Genomic DNA, 24,968 nt, shown 5'->3' with positions numbered 1-24,968 from the left:
TAGAAATGTTAATTTAAAAATGCAAAGTTCAACATTTCATCACTTACTGCAATACCATTTTCATCAGCATAGAGCATCATACCGGGCTTAACCGTCACGCCCCCCATATCGACAGCTACATTAATTTGGCCTTGACCTAACTTTTCGGTTTTTATCGGCATAGCCCCTAAGGCAAAGACACCTAAGCTGAAAGTTTTTAATCTCGCCACATCGCGAACACAACCATTAATCACTATCCCTTGCCAACCATTATCTAAGGCGCTCTGCGCTATGAGATCCCCTAACAATGCGCGGCGCAGAGAACCGCCCCCATCGACAACGAGCACTTTTCCATGCCCATCCTGTGCAAGTATCTCTTTTACCTTTGAATTATCCTCAAAGCACTTTACTGTGACTATCTCGCCCCAGAAGAGCCGTTTACCACCAAAGGGTTTAAATGCAAGGGGAAGTAACTGTAATTTAGACGGATAGTGGTCGAATAAATCTGGTAGTAGATCAAGCATTTGAATCTCCATGATAGTCTATAACTTTAGACTACTCATTATTGTAGACCCCGACAAGGTCAAAGCAAAAATCAGCGGAATTTTTTATTTCATTTTAACGTGCAAAGGCTTGGTGTATATTGGCATAAGCATTATAATCTGCGATAGTTAACGTCCTATGACACTCTTTAAAGTTTCATACATTTGTTCCCACACCTCTTTGTTATAAAGCGAAAACCAAATGACAACTGATCTTGATTTACAGAGCGCAATCGCAGCTCTTGATGAGTATGGATATGATAAGAAAGTCTCAACGGATCTTGAGCAAGCACGTAACAAGCAACAAATGGGTAAATATATTAAATCTCTCGACTATAGTTTGCGTCGATTATTGATATTACAAGAAACCGTTAATGAGTTAGTTGAAGAAAAGAAACATCAATTAGCTCAGCAAGAGAATATTCAAACCTACAAAACAAAAATCATTAACTTGTCGAGAGAATTTAACATTTCTTACGATGAAGTATTAGCGCTGATGGCATCATCTAAATCTAAGAAGTAAGTTTATCGCCATTGTCCTCTATCACCACGCAGTTAAATTGTTTGATTAACATCTGCATATGCCATATAACGAAATATATACTTTTTCGGTTATATGGCAGAATTTTATTTTTCCCATTATTCGCACAGTATTAACGATTTCATTTCATAAGTAACAATGCCAACTTATGTTAAGCTCACACTATACCTGTCTAGCGATTTAGCATAAAAAAGCAGAGCCTGAGCTCTGCTGATTTATATCAATATGCGAACTTATTTGCTCTGCATTAATTGGCGTATATATTTCACTGGTGCACTACCATAACTCAAGAATGTTTCGTGGAAGGTTTTAAGGTCAAAATCTTTACCTTGCGATTTTTTGTATTCTTCACGGAAATCATAGATTTCTCGATAACCTGAATAGTAACTCGTCAGTTGCACTTGACTAAGAGTCGCACGGCGCCACTTGCCTTCGGCTTCTGCCTGCTGTTGGAAGGCTTCATTTATCATCAGGGCAATAGCTTGCTCTTCAGTCATGCCTTTCACATGAATGCTATAATCCAAAATAGTGTTACAGATAACACGTAAATTCCACTTGTAGTACATCAACCACATTTCAGGCTCAAAGTTGTCATAGCCTTCTTCTAACATCATACGCTCGGTATAAACCGCCCAACCTTCAACCATAGCGCCATTGCCAAATAAACTTTTCACTAAACTCGGAGATTGATTAGAATAAACGAGTTGAGTGTAGTGCCCTGGGATGGCTTCATGAATATTGAGGATTTGCAGGATCCAGTGATTATATTCACGCAAGTAACTCTCGGCGGACTCATCACTCATGCCATCGAGCGGCGTCACGTTATAATAAGTATTGCCTGACTTCTCATAGGGTCCAGGCGCACTAATTGACGCACCGGCATAACCACGCATATATTCGGGCGTTTCACGGACAACGAGTGGCTTTTTAGGATCTAATGTGACTAGGTTTTTCTTATTCACAAATTCAATCAGCTCTGGAATTTGCTTACGCACTTCATTCACGAATTCATCGCGCTGAACATGCTGAGTCGATAATTTATCGATTAATTGGCGAATGGCGAGCTTACTGTCAGCAGGCTTTGGCGTAGTAAAATATTTAGGCCATAACTTATCGGTAATTTTGGCCATTTCTCCTTGAACACGATCTTTATCGGCTACGGCTTTTTGATATAGCTGTTTCGCCGTCATCCCCGCTTGGATATCAAAGGCAAATTTTTGCTCATATAACGCCTCGCCAATTCTAAAACTACGTGCTCCATCTTTTTTAAGTTGAACCACTAATTTGTCTAACCAAGCGATATGGCCGTTAATCGCCGCAGTGGCCGCATCGAAACGCGTTTTAAATAACGCTTTTTCCGCATCAGTCAGACCAGAGTCAACGACCTGTTTTAATAGGTCATCGGAAAAAACCGAAAATGCACCTTGATTCTGCAGCACTGCTAACTCAGTGTGCACCAATGTTGGTTTGCTAATGTTCGCCTGCGCGGCAGCATAATAAGCTGGCACATTTTCTAAACGCGCTAATACCGAACGTAATCTGTCATCTAATGGAGCGAAATTTTCATTGATGATTTGGGCAAAACCACCCGATACGTTGTAACTTGAAGGATCCCACTGCCAAGATTTAAAACTGTCAATTTCCCATGCCATGCTACCGAGTAAATTGTCGATCAGATGGTAATCAATCAGTTCATTCGGCGTTAGCGACTTTTGCTCGAACTGAGTCAATTGCGCTTGTTGAGCTTTCACAAACGCTAAGGTTTTTGCTCGACCTGCTGCATCGGGGATTTCAAGGTAACCATCGTTAACATGCTTGCCACTGTATAAGGCCCAAGTCGGTGACAATTCCCACAATGAATCAATAAAGGATGCTGAAAATTGCTCAAATGACGGGGCTTTAACTTCAGCCGCAACCACAGGCTTAGTTTGACTGGTATGGGATTGACAACCAGCAAGGCTGGCCAGCGATAGCACTATCGCAAGGGAAATAGCGTTTTTTTTCATTATTATGGGTCCTTTGTTGAGATTTATCAGGCATACAAAAATTACCTCAGTTAATCATATTGTCCCAATAATTGCAGCTATGTTAGCCATGAATACATGCGCGGTTACAAAATTGTAAGTTCTCAATATTTTGCCGCCTATCATTCGCCTATTCGACGTATAAGCCCCTCTTTACCAAACACACACAAATAATGATAATCACCTATTCTGTTTCACCTCCTGCTATAATATCGCCCTGCTCTACTGTTCATGCTTTAGCGTAACAGTTTGCTTATACATTATTGACCTGACCCTTTACCTGAGACATTCAATGCCATTTTCCAAACTTGGATTAAGCGATCCGATTTTAAGAGCCATCACTGAGCTCGGCTATTCACAACCTACTCCGATCCAAGAAAAAGCCATTCCGGTGATCTTGAAAGGCAAAAACCTGCTTGCTGGCGCGCAAACAGGTACAGGTAAAACCGCCAGTTTTGTGTTGCCAATACTGCAAATGTTCGCCGAGATGCCGAAAATCCGTGCTAAACGCGTTCGTGCATTAATCTTAACGCCAACCCGCGAATTGGCCGTTCAGGTAGAAGACAATATTGCCAAGTACGCAAAATACCTGCCGCTGACGTCTATGGCCATGTATGGTGGCGTGGATTCCGCACCGCAGAAACAACGTCTTATTGAAGGCGTCGATATTCTGGTGGCAACACCCGGTAGATTGCTCGATATGTACACCCAAAGAGCGATTCATTTCGATGAAATCTCGGTATTAGTCCTAGATGAAGCCGATAGAATGCTCGATATGGGATTTATCGAAGACATCAATAAGATTATCGAACGTCTGCCAACAGAACGCCAAAATCTGTTGTTTTCGGCAACCTTATCTAAGCAAGTGCGCTTTTTAGCGAAAACAGCGGTTGAAAACCCTGTCGAAATTGAAATTGCCCGCGACAGCGCAAACGCACCACAAATCGACCAATGGTTGATCACTGTCGATAAAGATAAAAAGTCGGCCCTGTTAAGCAAACTCATCACTGAGCAAGCGTGGGAACAGGCACTGATCTTTATCCAGACGAAACAAGGCGCCGCCAAACTGGTTAGCCAACTCGAAAAACGTGGCATTGCCGCCGAAGCCATTCACAGCGGTCGCAGCCAAGCGGTACGCGAGCAATTATTAGTGGATTTCAAATCTGGCAAACTACGCTTTTTAGTCGCGACTGGCGTTGCTTCCCGCGGTATCGATATCGACGCCCTCACCCGTGTGGTCAATTATGATTTGCCCGATGAAGCCGATGATTATATTCACCGTATTGGCCGAACCGGTCGTGCTGGCGCCTGCGGCGAAGCCATCTCCTTTGTTTCTAAAGATGATTTTAGGAATCTATGTGCTATCGAGCGCCGTCTAGGTCACCTCATAGTGCGTAAAGAAATTGAAGGCTTTGTGCCGAACAAAGAAGTGCCTGTGTCTATTCTCGATTTTGTGCCCAAAAATACTACGCCAAAAACCTTTAAAACTCGGGCACCTGAGGCCAGATCCTCGCGCCCCGCGAAGGAAGGCTCCTTTGAAACCGCCCATGCGAAAAAGCATCGCAGCGCAAAATCAAAGCCAGAGGTTAAAGCCAATGTAACACGGCCGCAATCTATTCAGACTGACAATGGTAACGAGACAACGGGTCGCAGCGCGCCCTTTAATCCGTGGAATAGCGGCCCTAAAACTAAGTAATGACTCAGTACAAGTCGTGACTTATTAGATATAAAAACTCATTAAGATAGAAGATATTAGCATGATTACATTTAGCACAAATCTAGGCGACATCACTATAGAACTCGATTTTGAACATGCGCCTGTCAGTTCAAAAAACTTTGTTCGCTATTGTGAAGAAGGCTTCTTTGAACACACTATTTTTCACCGAGTAATCAAAGGCTTTATGATCCAAGGCGGCGGGTTTACCGCAAAAATGAAGGAAAAACCGACCCACGAGCCTATCGTTAACGAAGCCAACAAAGGCCTAAGTAACACCATAGGCACAATCGCTATGGCTCGCACCGATGCGCCTCACTCGGCCACCGCGCAATTCTTCATCAACACAGCCAATAATGACTTTTTAGACCATACCGCCACCACCAATAACGGTTGGGGCTACGCGGTATTTGGTAAGGTTACGGCGGGAATGGACATTATCCAGCAGATTGAGAAAGTCAAAACCACCACGGTCGCTGGCCACGAAGACGTGCCCCGTGAACCTATCGTCATCGAGAAAGTAACGATTAATATCCAAAGTTAATTTTTAAAACAACAATATTTTTTCGTTAATATGATTAATCGCGCAGTTTTAGTTGAGCGATTAATCATTTCCCCAAAGTTATTTAGTTAACTTTCCCGTACTATTCAACGCAAATTCATTTTATATAAACCTAAAAACACTAAATCCCCAATACAAAATCACTTAGTATAAAATCAACTGATGGATTATTTAAGCGTTGCCATTATTGACTTAAGACTACTACATATAAAATTAACCTCACAATATAGACCTCTTTCAAACAATGTTATTCATCATAAAAGCTGAAAAACAGCAGCACATACCTGACATCAATATCTTATACTAGCCGCACAAGTTGATAATATTAAAACAATACACCAACCATAATCCTTATGGTAAAAAGAGGCTTAACTTGCCATCTGATATAGATAAAAAAACCATATCTGTATCTATTATCATTTCTTGCTAATGCTTATTATCCCTATTTATTTTTAAGCCAGAATCATTACTACCTTAAGCAGCGAATCCTATTAAGATAAGCAGAGAAAGCTTGCTATAGTGATCAGAAAATGATGTTTCTATTGGATTCTAATAAGCTATATCGTAACTTCTGTGCCTTTGTTGATGAAACCAGAACTCTCATGACAAAACTTTTGACTAGAGATAGCGTCTAAGCATTTAGGGAATTTATTTTGAATAATAGAAAAGGTAGTCTGTTTATGGTTGCTGCGATGGCAGCATTTTCTATTGAAGACATGCTGATCAAATCCGCAGCAGAAACCACCTCTATCGGCCTCATTTTAGCGCTATTTGGCCTAGGTGGAATGTTGATTTTTATACTGTTAACCTGGCGAAAGGGTGAAACTGTGCTTCATCCTGCAGTCTTGTCTACCCCCATATTAGTACGTGCACTATGTGAAATCGTCGGCCGATTCTGTTTTGCTTTAGCCATCACGTTAACGCCACTCTCAAGTGCATCCGCTATTTTGCAAGCCACACCTTTAATCGCCATGCTTGGCGCGGCATTGTTGTTCGGTGAACAAGTGGGTCATAAGAGATGGCTTGCAGTATTGATTGGTTTTATGGGTGTGCTGATGATCATTCGTCCAGGACTTGATGGTTTTGAGGCCACATCTTTATTCGCCGTTATCGCTACCTTAGGTTTTGCAGGACGCGATTTAGCAACACGCGCAGCTTCTCCCGTGTTATCTAATATGCAGCTTGGAGTGTATGGTTTTTTTGTGTTGATTCCTACAGGCTTAGCGATACTGATTTACCAAAATGAAGCAATACAGTTTAGTGCTACCGCAGCAATACAGATAATTGGAGCAATCGTCTTTGGTGTAATGGCTTATAATGCGCTGACAATCGCTATGCGCACTGGAGATGTATCGGTAGTAAGCCCCTTTCGTTATACACGTTTACTCTTTGCCTTAGCTTTAGGAATATTTATATTTGGAGAATCCCCAGATTTGCTGACTATTCTGGGAAGCCTACTCATAGTATTAAGTGGCGGCTATACCTTAGTTCAAGCGCGTAAAAGAATGACGACGAATAACATACCTAATGCGGCAAAAACCTAAGGACTCGCAAAAAATAGCTAATCGAGTGTCAGAAATGCTTGGTTTTACCAAGGACACAGAAGGAGAACAAAACGGCGATTTTGCCCAGTTTTTGCCAAAAAGCAACAAAGGGAATCAGTAAGATACTGATTCCCTTTGCTTTAATTTGGCGGTGAGAGAGGGAGTCGAACCCTCGATTCACAATCCATTCTAATAAACCCTATAAAATCATAGTGTTATGCACCTTGATTTTTCAGATTGTACCAGCTTTTTGTACCACTTGAAATACTAAAGGAGCATGACTGGCAAGTCGACTCCTTCGCAATACTATTGTCAGTATAGATATTCTTATCGTACAGGATTCAATTTTGTTGCGGTTCAACTTCTATATTACGACTCTCAAATATCCCCTTGATCACAGTGGCTAGGCGTGTAGAATTTGGATCATTGATGATAGTTCTGCAAGCTTCAATAAAGTGATCTACAGCTGAGCCAAAGTATTGTTCATAATCTCCTCGATTAACTACTAATTTAGTCATCTGATACATGAAATCTTTAAAGTCATCTGTATTTCGGATAGCACTCTCAAAGTCATCCGCAGTTGCTTTTGCTAAAATACTTTGATGCGATGGTCCCCATCCATCATGTGCATAAATATATAAAACAACATCTACGACCGACCTTTTAGTATGATTATCATCTTTTCTGGCATCAAAGATCATCTGAATCTTAGGATGTATGTCATTGCTAAAAGGGTTATCTGAACCATCATCTGTTTGATTATGGTTTATCCATTCATCAATGATTTCTTCTGCAATTTGGCTTCCTTCAGTTAATTGTTGTTTAATAGTTAAGTGAAGTTTAGTGACCGTAAAACTATTCACCAAATGACAGACATTCAGAAAAGTCTTTGCCTGTTCGAGTAACATTGGCTCTGTCAATCGATGATTCCAAATCAATTGATAGATGAAGCTATGAACAGCTGCGTTTGCTTCCATAGCTTCATTTTCAGCAATATACCCCTCGATAACAGATTCAACTAGCTCCGTGTTAAGTAATCCAGATTCCAAAAAATCAACCAAGAATTGCTCGAACTTATCACAACCATATATATCTAACCTACTCATCAGTGTTCGCCAGTTATTCTCACGAATTTCTTCAGGTGATGGATCCGTATTTTCCTCTTTACTGAACATGTACCAATCTGGGTTTCCTATGTTTAAAGCAAACTTGAAATCTGGACCATCAACCAGACCGCGAAAATGTATGGCAGAAAACAATACAATGGACGGAACAACCCGATTCTGTATTGGAACAGCAATATCCCTACACATCAGTATCTTGTTGATTAATTTTATTATTTTTGTGATTATCCGGATATTTGTTAAAGAGCATTTTACTGAGGCTTGCTTAATTGCTTCAGAATATTTAGAAGGAACCAAATCAAGTGCTATGCAAAATGCTTCGTCTGGAGAAGTTGATAGCTTAATCTCTTGGTCTATGACTTTCTCTCTAAAAGTCGCCCAGAGTGTTTTTTGCTCATATTTTTCCGACAATTGGTCATCATTAAGTATTAGAACAAAGCGTGAACCATGCTGATTTGAATACTCATCAATAAATCCTAGGACCTCGTCTATTCCAAGTTTTTCATGCTTACGTTCTATGTCATCAATAACGATTACTTTATTTTTAAGCATAAGTGGAGCCATCAACAACAAATTTACGTCTTTGACTGCTGCCAACATTTTATAGTACTGAGATGCAGTTTTAACACTTACATCTATTAAGTTCTGAAAAGCATCAATCCACTTACCTCTTTCCTTACTCAATGGTATTGAATTTTCAATCAGCTTTCGTTTAACTTGGTCAATGCTAGATTGTCCGAAGAGAGAAACATATAGAGCATTTTTTAAATTATCATCGGTTGATTCTTCTTTAACTTTATTCCAAAGGTGAGTTTTTCCTGTCCCCCATTTTCCAGACAAAGCAATCACAGAGTCCTCACCTTGTAGAAGTAACTGATGAAGTTGCCCTTTTGTTTTCTCTATAGACATACGAACCACCTCAAAAATGCTACTTTAAGCTAGGGAAGATCATTGTCGCTAACTATATTGAATTACAATGCACTTGTTGAGTAGATTTTTACTTTATAGCGAAATAGATCATTTTGATGTTCCGACTTCGGGTGCTCATTAAATACAATCAACTACTATTGTAATTAGCGAGATTTCGAAGCTTCCAGAACCTGCTCACTCGCGTCTTTAAATGCGGGGTCTGATACCATTACCCTAACCGCTCGATCTTTATCCGTTGCATTACAAAGCATGCTTCCAACAAATCCTCTTGCCAGTACCTCACCGTTTGACTTTAGAGAGTCAAAAACGGGACTAATCTGTGGTTCGGTTCGACCAACTGAGCGTAATACTGCACTGATATTACTCTCCCATAATGTAGTCTCAACATAGACAGTCATTTCAATTAAAGCCCATTCTTGCTTGAGTTCCGTTGGTGCCTTGGTTTTACATACAGAAGCAATTTTTTCCCACATATAGAGTGTTTGTAGATTGCTTGCCATGTCTTCGATTCCTGCTCTTACAGGAAATGAAAATGCTGTCCCAATAAGGAGCATGAAGATAACGACATCTCTTGGTTTACGCATATTTCCTCCAAAAAAAAAGCCACCAGTAATTTCTGATGGCTTTACTCTTATTTTTCAATTTCTATGTTGTCTGATGAATACGAGCTTTCTGAAGCTTTAGATGAACTGCTTTGAAGTAATTCCAGTTTCTGTTTGCTTTGAAAGTAACCCCATTTCCCTATAATGACGGCAGCAAGTATTTCCCACCCCATAGCTTCGCTGAATAAGACTTCAAGCAAATCTCCTATATTTAATAGACTCATATGGAAAATCGATATCAGGCTGATAATTCCATATATGCCAATGGCTGAATACGCTTTCATACTTGTCTGTAACTTAAGGATTTTGTTTCTTAGCTCAACCTGATTGTTGCTTTCATTCTCTGGCCACTTCTGTCTAACTGAAATGTGCCACATACCGATAGGAGCAAAAATAGCTATTAGCATCAAACCTGCTTCTAGAATGTAATTCCAAGAGCATACGATAAGTTTTGTTATAGGATAAGAACGAAAAGGCCCATCAGTTGTGCTGAATGAAATGATTAATACCAAAGCGATCAAAGTAGTTACCACAGAAGCGGTTGCAAGTAGAGCAAAGTAAACTTTCAGTTTTTCCTTTGTTTTTTGACTCATAATTAATCCTTACCAGATAATTTCTTTGCTATCCGTTGGACGCTTGATAAGCTGATATTTAGCCTCTTTGCGACTTCCGGTTTAGATATGCCCTCTGCAAGCATTGGGGCGGCTTCTTTGGCCTTAGTGATTGCCGTGGGTTTACGTCCTTTATATTTCCCTCGCAGTTTTGCGAGAGCTATTCCTTCAGCCTGTCTTTCCAACATCAACTCTCTTTCAAAGGTTGCGATGGCTCCAACCATAGTCAGCATAAGTTTGCCTGTAGGGGTTGCTGTATTAATCCCGAGGTTTTGAATTTGCAGTGAAACCTTTTTGCGTTCCAAAAACTCAGCTATTTCAAGCAAGTGACGAGTGTTTCTTGCGAGTCTATCCAGCTTGGTGACGATAACGATGTCACCTTCCCTCACAAACTCCAGCATGAGTTGCAGATGCGGACGGTCATCCTTTGCACCACTTACCTTTTCTTGAAACACTTTGTCGCAGTTTGCTAATGCCTTCAGTTGGGCATCGAGACTTTGTCCCGTGGTCGATACACGGGCATATCCGATTTCTGCCATGAACGACTCCTGTTCAATAGGGCAAGGTATACTGACCAAGCCCTTCAAAAGGTCCAAAACAACCCATGTGACACGGTTATTGATGTGTTTACGACCGTGTCACATGGCCTTGGTTTATTGGTTATGAAAACAATGTGTTATTCAGATTCTTGATCTTCATCAACATCAATATTTGCCCAAGGTTCTTCATCTGAAAGGTAACGCTCAGCGAAGGCTTGGATGAGGATCGGCACTATGGTCAGCAGTGCAGCTTTAGCGACCTTTTTTAGTAACTCGTTAATGATGTTTCTCCTTCCTGATTGTCGTTCAGGCAGCCGAATGCCCACCACATGAACCCATGTAGTGAAACGCTGGCTGTCTTAATGGTGTTTGCGGGTTAATCCCAGTTGATGGTTATTTGGTAGAGATCATCTACCAGATAGCTTCTGAAGTTGGCTTCCCATAGCCGGTATAGGCCGCTGAAGTGGCTTAACGGATGATGACCAACATAAGCCTGATACCCTGAAGCCTCTGCAAAGTTGAAATCGATGTCCTTCTCTAATTCTGGGTAGTAACGTCCCTGATAGGCAAAGTCAGTGATATAGCAGAATTGCCACATGCTGGTAGTTGATGAATATTCCAAACGGATTTCGACCGGATGAAAGCCACCAGACTCAGCAGAATAGCTTGGATCACGGAAGTTAATCGTAACGGCTTTACTATTGATTGGTTTGTTAGCATCCACCAGCAATCGTTTGAGGATCTGGGCCAAACTAAGCGTGATAGGTAGTAATTTCCTTCCTGACTGAAGGTCAATCTGAATAGGCTGTTCAGTTGCCGTTGGCGTATTCATAACCATCCCCTTTCAGCAAACGAAACGACATCTTGATGACCAACAACAAAATGGTCTAACGCTGATACATCAATAGTTGCCAAGGCTGTCTTTAAACGCTCTGTAATACGTTTATCGGCCTCTGAGGGTTCAGGCATGCCTGAGGGATGGTTGTGGGCGAATATCACGGCAGCGGCGTTTCTATGCAGAACTATTTTTACCACCTCACGAGGATATACTGAGGCGGCATCTATCGTGCCGAAAAAGAGTTCTTCACAACTAATCAAACGGTGCTGGCTATCCAGTAGCAATACTGCAAATACCTCCCGCTCGTATCCAGCCATTTTCAGTCGAAGATAGTCTTTTACCAGTTGTGGAGAGGTGAATGCCTGCGGATTAGCTTGCAGGGTGTAGCGACTCTCCAAGATAGCAATGGCTTCCCTGATAACTGAGTCTGAAGAGTCGAGTTGATTACGGTGGGTTAATGTTGAAATAAGCATATATGTTTCCTGTATAGTTGATTTACATCAGGTTTCTTATGCCTTAGTTCATGGTAAAAAATGACGGTATAAGTCAGTTGGCACCATCACCCACCGATTAAAATAGAAATATGGGGGGTGACAAATACTGCCCCATTGAAACTTCAATCGGAGAAAAAATCATGCACGACGAATTAGTCTTAACCTACCCCCTTTTGCTTGTTGAAGGCAGATTTACGCCAGAAACAAGAGATCATCAAATTAACGAAGCCATCAAAAACCACAGTCCCTTCTTTACAGTTGAGATTGTCCCAGATAAACGAGGTACAGATCAGAAGATGATGCACCTTCAAGGAGAGGTGGCAATGGGTGCAGGGAGCTTTAGAGATCAAGATGCTATTAAAGCATTTCTCATTGAGAAAGGTTTTACCCCTGAGACTATCTCAATCACAAGGGATGGTAATCTATACGCGACTCATCCTAGAGAACATCTACCATATATGCACTGGATAGTCAGGCAACTAGTCCATTTTCAGGCTTTTGGGGAATGGCTTAGCGTTAACTATTGGTATGGTGATTATCCAGACAGATAATGTGATACGAACCTTAGACAGACTCACCCACAAAGGTTGAAGGTGAGTCTCTAAAACCGCATTCTGAATCACTTCTTTTTACCAAGACTTGGTAAGCCACCAGAACAAACCAATCTATTCCCGCCTCTATACTGATCCATTAAATCTGAACTTGAATTATAGGCTTTGACACCCAGTTGACGATTTAGATCAGCGAGGGCTTTTGCCCTTAATTTTGCTTTCTGTTTTTTCTGGGACTGTCTTTGCAGATGTTCTAAAGCACGAGTAATGAGAACTAACCTTTTCAGCTGTAATTCTTTTTCGGATTCTGTTTTCTTGGTCTTTATTATCGTAGTGAGCCTAGCTTGCTCATCATGCAAATATGATAACGGTTTCTTTAATAACTCTGCGTATAACTTATGATGCTGACTTTGCACTGGTTGTTTTTTCGCCCAAGCAATCAAGTTATCATCAGGTGGTGTTTGGCTAGGAGTTTTTTTCTGCGATTTTACTGAATTTGGCACTATTACTGTAGAAGATAGTGATGGACTTTGAGTGTTCAAAGTAGTTGTAAGCGGTACAACCACAGACCAACGATGAACATTTACTAAGTGCTTCCACAAGTTCTTCTTGACGATTACTTCGTTACAAATTGCACACTTCAGTTTTTCCACGATATAGCTCCCAGTCTTCTATAAAGCACTTTTATTAGGAACAATCACTAACTTCTCACTTCTCGCCCTAGCCCCTTGAGCAAGATATCCAACAGAATATTTTGGATAGCTTTAGCCGCTTCGGGGCGAGCAAGATAATCCATCGACATCCCATGCTGAATGTCCATGCGTTCAATCACAGCTTGATCTGCCGCTTTAGGAAAGTCACCCTGCATAATGGATTTACGGTCATTATTGTGGATCTGGTCCATCACGACCTTATCTTCAGCAATTTTACTCGCCATACCATGAAGCCAATCTAACTTGTCGCCATCGGTAATGCCTTCGCCAAACAGGTCATTCATCTTGGCAAGAATTTCAGAGAGAAAGTCCTTTTTGTCTTTCTTAGGCGTCGCACTACCCAGCCCTGTAATCCCATCAAGCCCTTCACCTCTGCCTTCTCTAAGCTCCAGATCTTGAGTCCGTTTCTCCTTCAATTGGTAATGGCTAAGGACCAATCCATCAAGGTCAATCTCATCATCTTCCAACGCTTCTTCTCGCAGCAATGGCAGTAAATGTTTGGCAAAGGTACTGAGCTGCTCTAAGTCGATAGCATCAAACTGAGTTATCTGCGAGGCAAACTCGTAGAAGCGGATATAGCTGTTAAGGTCCTTCTTGAACATCACCAACTGATTTCTAGCCTCTTCCGCTTCGGCAACACGTTTCTCGGCATTCGCTTTATCAACGTCTGTTCCAGCCTGCTTTATCTGCTTGAGTTGCTGCTTAGCGATTCTTAAGGCATCGGTGGCCAGCATATAGCGTTTACGGAAACGGTCTCTCGCCGGAGCAAGATAATGCAGCATATAATCGGTGCCCCGTTTAGGGTCGAAGTAACAGCCTGCAAAGGCTTCGACTTCACTCCAAAGGAATATGCTTTCATTCACCAACTTGTGCTTCAGGTCATACACTAAGTTAGGATCTGACGCAGTCTCAAGCTCTGCCGTTTTGTAATACTTTTGGAAATCTTCCAATACTTCCTGCGGATCATTCACAAAGTCGAGTATGAAGGTACGGTCCTTGCCCGGATAAGTCCGGTTAAGCCGCGAGAGTGTCTGAATACAATCCACACCGGTTAACTTTTTGTCCACGTACATGGCACAAAGTTTTGGCTGGTCGAAACCCGTTTGAAATTTATTCGCCACCAGCATCAGTTGGTAGCCATCAGTATCGAATGCTTTACGCATATCTTGACCATTAAGATCTGGATTCATGCTCCGTTCGGTATGTCCAAGAGCAGTATCAGGGTCAATCACTTCACCCGAAAAGGCCACCATTGCCTTTATCTGGTGATAGCCTTGTTCCTTAACGTATTTATCAAATGCAAGCTTATACTTGACGGCTTCAAGGCGACTGCTAGTTACCACCATCACTTTGGCTTGATGATTGAGTAAATGAGCCACATTTGCCTTAAAGTGCTCAACTATCACTTGCACCTTTTGGCCTATGTTATGTGGATGCAGCCTCATCCAACGGTTAAGGGTTTTCTTGGCTTTTTTGCTATCGACTTCCTGCTCGGCGTTACCGCCTGCCATCGCCATTCGATAAGCCAAGCTGTAACTGGTGTAGTTACGCAGCACATCGAGGATATAGTTCTCCTCAATCGCCTGCCGCATACTATACACATCAAAAGGCTTAGGTTTGTTGTCGTCACTAAGCGGCATCATTGGGTTTTCTGGTCGCCCAAATAACTCTAACGTCTTACCCTTTGGGGTCGCTGTAAAGGCAAAGTAGCTGATGTTTTTGCTGCCTCCACGGGCGGCTAGCGTCATGTTCATCACATCTTCAGCACTGAGTTCTTCATTGTCCTCAAGCTGCTCGGCCATCAACACTTCACGCAGTTGTCTTGCCGTGCTGCCGCTTTGGCTCGAATGGGCCTCATCGGCAATCACCGCAAAGGTACAATCCTTTAAGCTGGTGGCTTCCTGAATCGCCTTTAGCACATAGGGGAAGGTTTGAATTGTCACCACAATAATCGGTGTACCACTTGTCAGCGAAGCGGCTAACTGTGCCGATTTACTGCCATCACCTTCATCGCGGTTAATCCGGCTAATCACCCCTTCAGCATGCTCAAATTGCGAGATAGTTTCTTGTAGCTGGCTATCAAGCACGGTACGGTCAGTAATCACGATCACCGACTTAAAGATTTTATTGCCATCATGGTCGTATAACGAGGCGAGCTGGTGGGTTAGCCACGCAATCGAGTTAGACTTACCCGAACCTGCTGAATGCTGAATAAGGTACTTTTGGCCAGTCCCTTCTTGCTCAACCTGTGACAATAGCTTTTGCACTACATGCCACTGGTGATAGCGGGGAAATATCATGGTTTCTTTTTTAGTGACTCGGCCTAAGGCATCTTCTTCCCGCTTCACTTCGAGGTGAATATAACGCCCTAAAATTCGCAACCAGTTATCCGGTGAAAATATTTCATCCCATAAATATTCAGTGGCAAACCCATGGCCATTTTCGGACTGTTCGTTGCCCGCACCACCCGCTTTGGTCCCCTTGTTAAAGGGCAAAAAGTAAGTGTTTTCGCCAGCCAGCTTGGTCGTCATCGCAACTTCAAACTGATTCACTGCAAAATGCACTAACGCACCACGGCGAAACTTCAGTAGCGGCTCATCCTTGTTACCAGTTTTGACTTGGCGATCTTTACGGTACTGCTGCTTGGCATTCTCAAGGCTTTGCTTAAAGCACGACTTGAGCTCTAAGGTCGCAACGGGTAAGCCATTAACAAATAAGGTGAGGTCTAAACGGCCATCATAACCATTAGGGCTGTACACCAGCTCAGGCACCACCCGTAGACGATTAGCGTGATAACGGCTCAGTAACTCAGGATTCAGGCCATGATCTGGCTTAAAGGTGGCTAAACGTAGTCTTGCACCACGGTCTTCAAGGTGATTGCGTAGCAGCCAAAGCGTGCCTTTATCGGCATGGTCTAAATGCCTAACCACCGCATTGAGTAGATGTTTTTCGGTTTCTTGCGGGTAAACCTTAGCGTATTTGTCCCATGCTTCAGGTTGGCTTTGCTGCACATAAGCGAATACATCTTCAGGGTAGAGAGCACGTTCACGGTCGTAATGGGCAGAATCCCCCAGTAACCACCCCTGCTTTAGCAATGCTTGAATGATATAGTCTTGAAAGGCTTTTTCACGGGCTTTCGCATCCATGCTCATAGGGTTTGTTTCTCCTGTTGTGCTAACCAATTAATACCTTGATGGATAAAGTTAAAGAGGACTTCGGTCTCGTTTCGAGCAATCATATTGGGGATTATCTTAGGGTCAAGATCTTGTGATTGATGGATTAGGTCGTCCCTAAGCTCAATCAACTTCCCCCAATAGTCTAGGCTAGGCATTGGTAAGACATTACCCCTACTTTTCTTCTCGTTTAAGCACTCAAATGCTTGATAAGCATCTTGCGGGCAATCCCCCGTAATCGCCTTAGCCCAATGCTTGGCCACACTAATACAACTCACTAGCACTAGTTGCACAAGTCGCTCAGCCGCTCGATATTCCAGAGCCGATAACACACGCTGACTCAGTAATAACCTCAGATCCACCAGCTCAGATTGATAGCGGTTTAGGTTGGATCGTAGGGACAATATATAAGTGTTATCGGCCATCAACATTAGCTTCCCTTCATGTAGGCATAATCGCTCATCAAAAACGGTCGGCGATACTATCTAATAAATCGCTGAGAATATTGTGTGAGTGGGTTTGAAAAATCGGTGAGCCCTTCCTGCCTCTACATGGAACTGTAAAGGAGGATGAATACCTAAAGTCAAAATCATTTGAGAGTATAAAGACATCTTCAGGAAAGTAATCCTTACCTAATAATATAACCAGTAGAAAATCAAACCCTTTCTCTAAATTCTTAATCTTGGCTGGAGATTTACCAACCCTAGATGTCTTCACTTGATAACGGCTAATTTTGTGATCTGTTTTAACTGCAATATCCCAGGATTTTTCATTCGCTTTACCATAAATGATTTCAGCATCGGGATTGATATGCCGCAAGTAAACATAAGCAAAATACTCCCCAATTTTCCCAATATTCATTGACCATGTTGGAAGTAAATTAGCTGATGTCTGCTGTAGTTCCTCTAGCTGAACCAAGGCATTTAAGTATTGATCCATCACAGTGTTAACTTCTTGGACTGTACTCCAATCATCAACATCATGACTTAACAACTTGGTTGACTCAGGCATTGGGTTGTGACCAGCCACGTAGGTCGATCTTTCCGGTCACAGCGGCGGAAATTAGTGCAGTACGGCGTTCTTGCATTAATGAAATAGTTAGTAATGCCTTAACGATTAAAACCTCGAGTTTTTCAGATTGTTTACTCACATGCATGACTATTGCTTGTTGCTCATCTAATGGAGGAACTGGAATTCTACAATCAGCTAAAGATTCCCTGTTGATCTTAGGCATAGCTACACGGTCTGCTTGATTAACTGCAAAACGGGTGAATGGTTCAGAGAGTAAGAAGTAATACAAAAATTGATTTTCAAGTCCATTTTTCGCGTTAATCGGGTACATATCAGCACTACAAATAACATTATCTATTGGAGATATGCACACTTTTGCAAGTGCTGGTCGGATCTTGCTGTAAATCACTTCACCCTTTTTACATAAATATTTGCCACTATCAGCACCTTGTTCTTCCGCAGTTTCAAGCCCTAGCAACTTACCTGTTCCGCTTTCGATATGGTTTGGTGCTATCAATGCATATTGATTATAAGGAGATGTAGTTGGGTTAACTTGCCCATTTCTAATTGATGCACAATAACTAAATTTCTTCATAACCCAATGCTCTGGCACTTGGCCGAGCCACTCGACGCCAGAGTCTTTCATGGAGGCGTTTGGGTTGAGGCCTTTAGTGACGGCGTGGGAGATCACTGCTTGGCGTTTCTCTTTAAGCAGTTCAATCAGCCGCTGTTGCTTTGCTATCAACTGGTCAATTCTGGCGGTTTCGTAGTCGAGAAAGGCCGCGATAGTGCGCTGTTCTTCAAGAGGAGGCTTACAAAAGTAGCTATTGCCAATATCATTAAATCCAATAGTCTGCCTTACCCCTGCCCCCAGTGACTTCATATGAGCGACATCAAATTCATGTAATAGCCAACGGGCGAACTTGGCATCAAGCTGGCTGTAACATTGCAACACGATGTAACCGGTACTTACCACGACATCAATATCTGATAACGCAGTCCGCAAGCTTTTTAAGTCAAAGTTCAAGTTAAGAGGGTTGACCAAGAATTCACCGACCTTAACTTCTTGATAGGATGCCTTTGTATCTGCAGCAAGCTTATCTTCATCTTTGTATACAACTTGCCCAAAACTGATTGAACCAGCGGGTAACTCAATGTTTGATTTTTTTTGCTTTTCAACAAACACATGCTTGAAACGAATTTGTTCCCAATGCGATGGTGTAAAGCCCGACCAAATTATTCCCGAATCCTTGTACTCAGAATATGCGACATACTTGCTGTTCAACTCTGCTTGTTCACTCATGACAAACCTCCTGATAAGGATTTTTTGCCCAGAACAAGGCGTGCCTGGGCACAGCGAAGGAGCATAGTTAGCCTATGTGACTGATCGAGCACAGCCACAACGCGGTTATCGGTAAAAAAGACCGTCAGGATAGCCATCAGGAATGCACCTCCGCCAATAGCTGCATAATATCCTTCGCTACGGCATCCAGATCGGCATCGATTTCCTCTAATGAGCGTGGTGGCTGGTACTGATAAAAATGGCGGTTAAAGGGGATCTCATAGCCCACCAGCCCGACCTTACCGTCGAGGGGGTCGGTTTTGCTGGTATCAATCCACGCATCGGGCACATGGGGTAATACTTCCCGCGAAAAGTAAACGTCAATATCCTCATTGAGCGGTACGTTTTCGTTATCCCTTAGCTCTGTGGCAGGCTCAGGCTCCCCCTTGGTCTGACATATTTCAGCGGTATCATCCTGTTCGCCTAGATTGCTGAAAATCAGCTTTAGCACGGTAGCAGGTAACTTGCTGCTGGACACAGCAGCAAATGCCTTGCTAAATGCCTTTTTGAAGCCATCGCGGGATAAGTATTTATCCTGTGGCATAGCCGCTAAAGCGGACAAAATACCTTGCTGTAGCTCAGCATCCAATTTTGCCCATGCATTTTGCTGCTGAAGACTATTGAGCCGCTCTGCATCATGGGGATAGAGGGCTAACTTTAATGGCCGCTCAACGGTAATACGGCGATAGCCAAAATCGGTAGTATTGAAAATCTTGGCAATGGGGCTTTGCTCATAACGGCTGTAGAGCTCCACAATAGTACTAATAGCATCATCGTCGAGGAACTTACGCTTACTGCCAAGGGATTTACGCATGCTGGAATGCATATCGCTGGCGTTGATCAGCAATACCTTGCCTTTGCGTTCTGCTGGCTTATGGTTTGACAGCACCCAAATATAGGTCGCAATGCCGGTGTTATAGAACATATCCGTTGGCAGTGCGATAAGGGCATCGAGTAAATCTCGCTCCAAAATATAACGGCGGATCTCACTCTCACCGCTGCCCGCCCCTCCGGTAAATAACGGAGAGCCGTTGAGGATAATCCCAATGCGGCTGCCTTCGGATTTATCGGTTACGGGCTTCATCTTACTGATAAGGTGCATCAAGAACAGCAAGGAACCATCAGACACGCGAGGCAAGCCAGCCCCAAAACGGCCATTAAAGCCTTTGAGCTTATGCTCATCGTTAATGCGTTTTTCGACCTTCTTCCAGTCCACCCCAAACGGAGGGTTAGACAGGCAGTAATCGAAACGCTCGAATTCGAGTTGGTCATCCGACAGGGTATTACCCAGCTTAATGTTACTGATGTCCTGCCCTTTGATCAGCATATCGGCTTTACAGATAGCGTATGACTCAGGATTTAACTCTTGGCCATAGGTAGCTAAACGGGCATTCTCATTGATTTCTTTGAGGTATTCCATCCCCGAGGATAAGAAGCCACCCGTCCCCGCGGTGGGGTCGTAGATTGAACGCACTACGCCGGGCTTAGTCAGGGCCGCATCGTCACCGCTAAACACTAAGGAAGTGGTCAAACGCACGATATCTCTTGGGGTAAAGTGTTCCCCTGCGGTCTCGTTAGAACTCTCGGCAAAGCGGCGGATAAGCTCTTCAAACACTAAGCCCATATGGTAGTTGTCTACGGCTTCGGGCGACAGGTCAACCTCACGGAACTTTTTCACTACTTGGTAGAGGATGTTGGCATCGTCAAGGCCGTAGATAGTGTTGACAAAATTGAAGTGTTCGAAGATTTCCCTTGCATCTGTAGAGAAGGCTCGCACATAGGCGTCAAGGTTATCCCCCGTATTGTTCTCACCGAGGCGATTGAGGTTAAGCGGTGATGCGTTATAGAAGTTTTGCCCAGCAGCATTCAGCAGCAGTTTCTCACGGGCATTTTCGGGCAAGGCTTTAGTGGCCTCAGCTTGAGCCAGTACATTGTCTTTGGTGGCTTCTAATACGCATTCGAGGCGACGTAACACAGTAAACGGCAGAATGATGCGACCATATTGAGACTGTTTGAAATCGCCGCGTAGAAGGTCGGCAACTGACCAGATAAAACTGGCAAGAGAACTGATACTGATATGTTCCATGATGGCCCTGTTGGCTGCTTTGCTTATTCCGTGAGCAGCTCTATAAAAACAATAACAAAAGTGCCGAGAGTCTACCAATCATCCCCTTGAGTGAACAGTTGTTATTTCACAGTTTGCGGCTAATTATCCACTCGACGACTGCTATTTTCTCCCTGCCGATTTTGCTGCTGATTTCTGCCAACTCACTCTCCATCAAATGCAAGTATCATTGCCCTATTTGACAGTTTTATTGTTTTTACTTGCTGATTTTTAATTAATTTTCTAAAAATATCTATAGAAAAAGTTAATAGAAATACTTTAGTCAGTCTGCTGAATTTTCGGCTGAGGTTGGTGTAAAGCGGTTTAGGCTTATTGGGAGTGAGAGTGAAGACGAGTGAACAAGTGACTATCTGCCTCTAGATGTGGGAACCTTCATACTGAACACTCCGCCAGCACACTAGAGTTCACTTCATCCGAGTTACTATCGTGAACTCTAGCATCACCAGCCTAAGACAGTTGATGCCATCTTTTATCTTCTTTTGTAATTTCCACTAAGTAAACCAGCAATAAAAACCTTATAAATTAGTGCTATTCCATTTATTCATAACTAAAGCTGCATTAATGAAAAAATGTCATACCAAAACCTTTTAGGCAACAATTCGCCTCTTTAACCGATTTGGTTGAAATCTCATCAATTTACTGCGTTCAACTCTAACTCCAATCGATTAAAACATTATGTGAGAGGCATGACATGAATGACCCCACCGGAGATTGAGATGATAAACCATGACCTAAACCACAGCCCTATAGCAACAGCAAGCAACGCAGTTAGCTCTAGCGTGTTCAAGCTACCTTTTGAGCTATTCCAAGATCAATTAGGCCGAACACTCTACGAGATAAGCCGGATGCCTGTGAGTAATGGCGTGCTGTTGGGTGGTAGGGAGAGTCTAGCTAATACCTTAATGAAGCGTTGCGGTTATTCATTAAGAACGGCTAAACGCCATATCGGTCGGCTGGTGGCTTCGGGACTTCTGGAATGCTCTCAAACAACTAATGCCACAGGGATGCAGGCAACAAACCTTTATCGTCGTATGTTCGATTAATAGAGGAAAGAATGCCCCTGTTTAGGTTTAAGGACGACTTAAACAGGGGAAGAGCTAAAACCAGCTCGAAGGCCAAACTACAGACAAACTATTTACATATATATTTTAGTCTGTTGGCCTCTGTTTTAGAGGATATGTCACATGACATCTCAAGTATTGGTAAGAAATAACAGATTTAACCATGAAACATTGAATGAAATCGGCTTAGAGGGCGTTAAAGCACTTTATGACTTGCCAGAGCTGATCGCTAAGCTCGTCGACAGTGAGATTAAGCCAACATCAAGCGACTATTGCCAGTTAGAGGATGATGTTTGTCCCTTCTGTGGGCATGCAGGCTGTTTCAAAATTTATCATGGCGATCCAGCGGACCAAAACTATCACTGCTACTCATGTGAGGAACACGGTGATATTTATAGTTTTCTGACCTGTTATGACCTTGCAAACAATCCCTATGATGCGGCCAACAAGTTACTTGCTGGCGAGATTGAAGGGATAACCATCAATGCTCAACCCAAAGCTAAGAAAGTTAAGCCAGAGAAGCTAGAACTGACCAAAGAGCAATTCCTTCGTCGGCAAGAGCTTATGAATGCAGCATGTGAATACTACTTTGAACCTATGATTGCTGATAAAAGTAAACCTCTTGCTGCTCTTATGGAAAAGCGAAAACTCAGTCAAGAAGTACTGTTTGATAGCGACATAGGATATTCCCAAGGTCAACTTTGGTGTGCCTTAGAAGCTCAAGGCTTCAGTCGTAATGAGATGTACGCATCAGGATTGGTTAAAGAAGGTCAATCCAATCCTTCGGACTTTTTCCCAAGGGATGTCTATATCTTTCCTCATTATGATGAAGATGGACATCTTTGCCGCTTCACGTTTAAAGATCCCAAGAAAGAGAAACAATATCAAATGCCTAAGCAATTTTGGTTAAATGACATTCAGTTTTATGGACAACATTTAATTAATACCGCAGGGGCAGTCGCTATCGTTGAAGGTGAACACGACTTGTTAGCCTTACTAAATCACAACTGGGAGGGACCTGTTCTGGCAACCAATGGGCAACTGGGTCAAGAACAGCTGGCATGGGTAAAGCAGAACTTGCAAGAACGTGATGTGATCACCTTCTTTGATAGTGATGCGGCGGGTGATAAGTATCGCGAGAAGTTGGCAGAATTAGGGTTATCCTCACTCACTCAAGTGGGTCTGCCTGAAGGTCAAGGCAAGGACATTGACGACTATTTAAGGCGTGAAGATGCCTTATCACTCGAGGAGCTGGTTAATCAATACGGTGTAAGCCAGCAGTCTGTTGAAGTGATCTGTGAACCTGCTGTAAACCACGACAACACCTCGACAGACCCTGTGCCTGTGCCAGATGAAACTATCCCCGCGATCTGGACTAACTTCAACGAAGACACACTGAATGATGTGGGTAATGCTGACCGATTAAAAGCGATCACCAACGACAGCATGAAGTATGTACCAGAACTTAACAACATAGTTAACTTTAATGGCAAACATTGGGCTCCATCAAGCGGAAAGGAGCTTGAATATACCCGCTGTGTTGGAGAACGTCTTATCAATCAAGGTTGTAGTTTGCTAGAAGAAGCAATACAAACCAAAAATAAGACTAAGTTAGCCGAAGCAGAGCAATTACAAAAATTTGGCCGAATGACGCTTAATCGTAAAAAAATGATGGATATGCTAGAAATCTTCAAGTCAGGCAATCAGATATCTTCGAACCGCTTCGATGCTAATCCTATGCTGCTTGGAGTAAACAATGGCGTATTAGACTTAGCTAACGGAAAACTATTACCTGCACAGAAAGAAATGTACATCAGCCGCTGTGGGGATGTTCATTTCGATAGCTCAGCAGGTTGCCCTCGTTGGTTACAGTTCATTGATGAAATCACCTGTGGCGACAAAGAATACGCTAAGTTTTTACAACGCATAGTCGGTTACATGCTAACCGGGCGAACAGACGAACAGGTACTGTTCTTCCTCCACGGTCATGGCTGTAATGGTAAGAGCACCTTTATGAACGTGATACAGCGATTAATGGGAAGTTATTATCATCAGATCGATAGTAGTGTTTTGCTGCAAACCAATAACGGTAATACAGGCCCTAACCCATCCTTAGTTAAGCTTGCTGGTAGTCGTGTAGTTGTGGCTAATGAATTACCTGAAGGCTCTAGGATGAATGAAAACCTAGTGAAATCTATGACTGGTGATGATGTGATTGTCACTCGTCAACTCTATGCCAAGGTAGAACTAGAATACCGTCCGAAGTTTAAACTCATCATGATAGGTAACCACAAGCCCGTGATTCGTGATACGAGCCTCGGCATGTGGCGAAGAATGATCATGCTTCCATTCAATGCGAGTTTCAGTCAGGAACAGATGGACCCACGATTAATGGATAAGCTATATGCTGAACTCTCAGGTATCCTCAATTGGGCTCTAGAAGGCGTTCAAATGTGGCTAAAGGATGGCATTAAAGCCTCGATTCCCAATTCGATAAAGTCAGAAATCGCAGAGTATCGTCACGAGTCAGACTTACTCGCGATATTCCTTGAGGAATGTACCTGTAAGGGGGATTTTACCTATACAGATATGCTATATGATGCCTTTAGAAAGTGGGCTGAGCGTGATGGCGACTGGAAGATGACCCGTAATATCATGACCAAACGGCTGGTGGAGAAAGGCTTTGAGAAAGGCCGACACAACAGTAAAGCCATGATTAAAGGAATTATCTTAAAGCCAATATTTGATGACATTATCGAACTCGCTCCTGAGCCACGGCAAGCTTCAAAACCGTTGTGGAGCACAGCTAGCGGTATTTCGCCGGATCAGTATACTATCTAAAGGTTAATCCATAACCAATTGAAGAGAGGCCCTAGAGCCTCTCTTTTACCATCATTTCATTAGGACTCAATATTTATAGGCAGATAAATCGCACAGTAGCCAGAAGA

The 24,968-nt window shown here is 42.8% G+C and carries 22 protein-coding genes and 1 tRNA gene; 7 read left to right on the top strand and 16 right to left on the bottom strand.

From position 1 onward, the window contains the following. Positions 1 to 8: 8 nt before the first annotated feature. Positions 9 to 503, bottom strand: coding sequence for a putative 4-hydroxy-4-methyl-2-oxoglutarate aldolase (locus tag L5L97_RS11185; protein WP_263181881.1), 495 nt, complete (start codon positions 501 to 503; stop codon positions 9 to 11). A 220-nt stretch (positions 504 to 723) separates the two neighbouring features. Here L5L97_RS11185 and L5L97_RS11180 point away from each other — a divergent pair, with 220 nt between their 5' ends. Further along, positions 724 to 1,044: a hypothetical protein gene (locus L5L97_RS11180; protein ID WP_028760093.1), complete on the top strand. Its 321-nt coding sequence runs from the start codon at positions 724 to 726 to the stop codon at positions 1,042 to 1,044. A 251-nt stretch (positions 1,045 to 1,295) separates the two neighbouring features. Here L5L97_RS11180 and L5L97_RS11175 read toward each other — a convergent pair whose 3' ends face one another. Beyond that, complete coding sequence (locus tag L5L97_RS11175) at positions 1,296 to 3,068, bottom strand: DUF885 domain-containing protein (protein WP_263181880.1); 1,773 nt, start codon at positions 3,066 to 3,068, stop codon at positions 1,296 to 1,298. Positions 3,069 to 3,378: 310 nt separating this feature from the next. Here L5L97_RS11175 and L5L97_RS11170 point away from each other — a divergent pair, with 310 nt between their 5' ends. The 3 genes from L5L97_RS11170 to L5L97_RS11160 all read left to right on the top strand — a co-directional run bounded on the left by L5L97_RS11170 (position 3,379) and on the right by L5L97_RS11160 (position 6,906). Further along, a complete protein-coding gene (locus L5L97_RS11170; protein ID WP_263181879.1) occupies positions 3,379 to 4,782 on the top strand; it encodes a DEAD/DEAH box helicase in 1,404 nt (467 codons plus the stop codon). A gap of 61 nt (positions 4,783 to 4,843) precedes the next feature. Beyond that, positions 4,844 to 5,344: a peptidylprolyl isomerase gene (locus tag L5L97_RS11165; RefSeq protein WP_105252328.1), complete on the top strand. Its 501-nt coding sequence runs from the start codon at positions 4,844 to 4,846 to the stop codon at positions 5,342 to 5,344. 671 nt (positions 5,345 to 6,015) lie between these two features. After that, the gene (locus L5L97_RS11160) at positions 6,016 to 6,906 is read left to right on the top strand and encodes a DMT family transporter (protein WP_242068414.1); all 891 of its coding nucleotides are present in this window, start codon (positions 6,016 to 6,018) and stop codon (positions 6,904 to 6,906) included. Between the two features lie 146 nt (positions 6,907 to 7,052). Here L5L97_RS11160 and L5L97_RS11155 read toward each other — a convergent pair. From L5L97_RS11155 to radC, 8 genes are all read right to left on the bottom strand, one after another. Continuing rightward, a tRNA-OTHER gene (locus L5L97_RS11155) sits at positions 7,053 to 7,174 on the bottom strand. Between the two features lie 73 nt (positions 7,175 to 7,247). Further along, positions 7,248 to 8,939: a KAP family NTPase gene (locus L5L97_RS11150; RefSeq protein WP_263181878.1), complete on the bottom strand. Its 1,692-nt coding sequence runs from the start codon at positions 8,937 to 8,939 to the stop codon at positions 7,248 to 7,250. 164 nt (positions 8,940 to 9,103) lie between these two features. Continuing rightward, positions 9,104 to 9,544 carry a hypothetical protein gene (locus L5L97_RS11145; RefSeq protein WP_263181877.1) on the bottom strand — a complete coding sequence of 147 codons (441 nt, stop codon included), beginning with the start codon at positions 9,542 to 9,544 and terminating at the stop codon, positions 9,104 to 9,106. A 47-nt stretch (positions 9,545 to 9,591) separates the two neighbouring features. Then, positions 9,592 to 10,155, bottom strand: a complete 564-nt coding sequence (locus L5L97_RS11140; protein WP_263181876.1) for a hypothetical protein — start codon at positions 10,153 to 10,155, stop codon at positions 9,592 to 9,594. A gap of 2 nt (positions 10,156 to 10,157) precedes the next feature. Next, positions 10,158 to 10,712: a recombinase family protein gene (locus L5L97_RS11135; RefSeq protein WP_105252321.1), complete on the bottom strand. Its 555-nt coding sequence runs from the start codon at positions 10,710 to 10,712 to the stop codon at positions 10,158 to 10,160. A gap of 137 nt (positions 10,713 to 10,849) precedes the next feature. Continuing rightward, positions 10,850 to 11,038 (bottom strand): hypothetical protein, encoded by a 189-nt coding sequence (locus L5L97_RS11130; protein ID WP_105252320.1) that lies wholly within the window; start codon positions 11,036 to 11,038, stop codon positions 10,850 to 10,852. A gap of 50 nt (positions 11,039 to 11,088) precedes the next feature. Further along, entirely contained in the window at positions 11,089 to 11,544 is a 456-nt protein-coding gene (locus tag L5L97_RS11125; protein WP_105252319.1) for a DUF2787 domain-containing protein, read from the bottom strand. Next, positions 11,541 to 12,023 carry a RadC family protein gene (radC, locus tag L5L97_RS11120; RefSeq protein ID WP_198573313.1) on the bottom strand — a complete coding sequence of 161 codons (483 nt, stop codon included), beginning with the start codon at positions 12,021 to 12,023 and terminating at the stop codon, positions 11,541 to 11,543. Before radC ends, L5L97_RS11125 begins: the two co-directional genes overlap by 4 nt. A 161-nt stretch (positions 12,024 to 12,184) precedes the next feature. Between radC and L5L97_RS11115 the strand changes: the two genes are divergently transcribed. Further along, positions 12,185 to 12,595: a hypothetical protein gene (locus tag L5L97_RS11115; RefSeq protein ID WP_263181875.1), complete on the top strand. Its 411-nt coding sequence runs from the start codon at positions 12,185 to 12,187 to the stop codon at positions 12,593 to 12,595. A gap of 68 nt (positions 12,596 to 12,663) precedes the next feature. Here L5L97_RS11115 and L5L97_RS11110 read toward each other — a convergent pair whose 3' ends face one another. The 6 genes from L5L97_RS11110 to L5L97_RS11085 form a co-directional block, all read right to left on the bottom strand. Next, the gene (locus L5L97_RS11110; protein ID WP_263181874.1) at positions 12,664 to 13,248 is read right to left on the bottom strand and encodes a hypothetical protein; all 585 of its coding nucleotides are present in this window, start codon (positions 13,246 to 13,248) and stop codon (positions 12,664 to 12,666) included. Between the two features lie 47 nt (positions 13,249 to 13,295). Continuing rightward, entirely contained in the window at positions 13,296 to 16,460 is a 3,165-nt protein-coding gene (locus tag L5L97_RS11105) for a type I restriction endonuclease subunit R (protein ID WP_263181873.1), read from the bottom strand. Next, entirely contained in the window at positions 16,457 to 16,906 is a 450-nt protein-coding gene (locus L5L97_RS11100; RefSeq protein ID WP_263181872.1) for a HepT-like ribonuclease domain-containing protein, read from the bottom strand. Before L5L97_RS11100 ends, L5L97_RS11105 begins: the two co-directional genes overlap by 4 nt. Positions 16,907 to 16,943: 37 nt before the next feature. Then, a complete protein-coding gene (locus L5L97_RS11095) occupies positions 16,944 to 17,510 on the bottom strand; it encodes a hypothetical protein (RefSeq protein ID WP_263181871.1) in 567 nt (188 codons plus the stop codon). Continuing rightward, positions 17,485 to 18,795, bottom strand: coding sequence for a restriction endonuclease subunit S (locus L5L97_RS11090; RefSeq protein ID WP_263181870.1), 1,311 nt, complete (start codon positions 18,793 to 18,795; stop codon positions 17,485 to 17,487). Before L5L97_RS11090 ends, L5L97_RS11095 begins: the two co-directional genes overlap by 26 nt. A 136-nt stretch (positions 18,796 to 18,931) precedes the next feature. Further along, positions 18,932 to 20,920, bottom strand: coding sequence for a class I SAM-dependent DNA methyltransferase (locus tag L5L97_RS11085; RefSeq protein WP_263181869.1), 1,989 nt, complete (start codon positions 20,918 to 20,920; stop codon positions 18,932 to 18,934). Between the two features lie 755 nt (positions 20,921 to 21,675). Here L5L97_RS11085 and L5L97_RS11080 point away from each other — a divergent pair. Then, a complete protein-coding gene (locus L5L97_RS11080) occupies positions 21,676 to 22,002 on the top strand; it encodes an ArsR family transcriptional regulator (protein ID WP_150102351.1) in 327 nt (108 codons plus the stop codon). Between the two features lie 141 nt (positions 22,003 to 22,143). Further along, on the top strand, positions 22,144 to 24,861 hold the full coding sequence (locus L5L97_RS11075; RefSeq protein ID WP_263181868.1) for a phage/plasmid primase, P4 family: 2,718 nt from the start codon (positions 22,144 to 22,146) through the stop codon (positions 24,859 to 24,861). Positions 24,862 to 24,968: the final 107 nt, after the last annotated feature.

The organism is Shewanella sp. SM71 (genome assembly GCF_025653905.1).
Classification (GTDB): domain Bacteria; phylum Pseudomonadota; class Gammaproteobacteria; order Enterobacterales; family Shewanellaceae; genus Shewanella; species Shewanella oncorhynchi.
This window is presented reverse-complemented; position numbering and strand designations above follow the sequence as displayed.

Coding starts and splice junctions, on each gene's coding strand:
- L5L97_RS11185 (WP_263181881.1), bottom strand. CDS start 503: ATGCTTGATCTACTACCAGATTTATTCGACCACTATCCGTCTAAATTA.
- L5L97_RS11180 (WP_028760093.1), top strand. CDS start 724: ATGACAACTGATCTTGATTTACAGAGCGCAATCGCAGCTCTTGATGAG.
- L5L97_RS11175 (WP_263181880.1), bottom strand. CDS start 3,068: ATGAAAAAAAACGCTATTTCCCTTGCGATAGTGCTATCGCTGGCCAGC.
- L5L97_RS11170 (WP_263181879.1), top strand. CDS start 3,379: ATGCCATTTTCCAAACTTGGATTAAGCGATCCGATTTTAAGAGCCATC.
- L5L97_RS11165 (WP_105252328.1), top strand. CDS start 4,844: ATGATTACATTTAGCACAAATCTAGGCGACATCACTATAGAACTCGAT.
- L5L97_RS11150 (WP_263181878.1), bottom strand. CDS start 8,939: ATGTCTATAGAGAAAACAAAAGGGCAACTTCATCAGTTACTTCTACAA.
- L5L97_RS11145 (WP_263181877.1), bottom strand. CDS start 9,544: ATGCGTAAACCAAGAGATGTCGTTATCTTCATGCTCCTTATTGGGACA.
- L5L97_RS11140 (WP_263181876.1), bottom strand. CDS start 10,155: ATGAGTCAAAAAACAAAGGAAAAACTGAAAGTTTACTTTGCTCTACTT.
- L5L97_RS11135 (WP_105252321.1), bottom strand. CDS start 10,712: ATGGCAGAAATCGGATATGCCCGTGTATCGACCACGGGACAAAGTCTC.
- L5L97_RS11125 (WP_105252319.1), bottom strand. CDS start 11,544: ATGAATACGCCAACGGCAACTGAACAGCCTATTCAGATTGACCTTCAG.
- radC (WP_198573313.1), bottom strand. CDS start 12,023: ATGCTTATTTCAACATTAACCCACCGTAATCAACTCGACTCTTCAGAC.
- L5L97_RS11115 (WP_263181875.1), top strand. CDS start 12,185: ATGCACGACGAATTAGTCTTAACCTACCCCCTTTTGCTTGTTGAAGGC.
- L5L97_RS11105 (WP_263181873.1), bottom strand. CDS start 16,460: ATGAGCATGGATGCGAAAGCCCGTGAAAAAGCCTTTCAAGACTATATC.
- L5L97_RS11100 (WP_263181872.1), bottom strand. CDS start 16,906: ATGGCCGATAACACTTATATATTGTCCCTACGATCCAACCTAAACCGC.
- L5L97_RS11090 (WP_263181870.1), bottom strand. CDS start 18,795: ATGAGTGAACAAGCAGAGTTGAACAGCAAGTATGTCGCATATTCTGAG.
- L5L97_RS11085 (WP_263181869.1), bottom strand. CDS start 20,920: ATGGAACATATCAGTATCAGTTCTCTTGCCAGTTTTATCTGGTCAGTT.
- L5L97_RS11080 (WP_150102351.1), top strand. CDS start 21,676: ATGATAAACCATGACCTAAACCACAGCCCTATAGCAACAGCAAGCAAC.
- L5L97_RS11075 (WP_263181868.1), top strand. CDS start 22,144: ATGACATCTCAAGTATTGGTAAGAAATAACAGATTTAACCATGAAACA.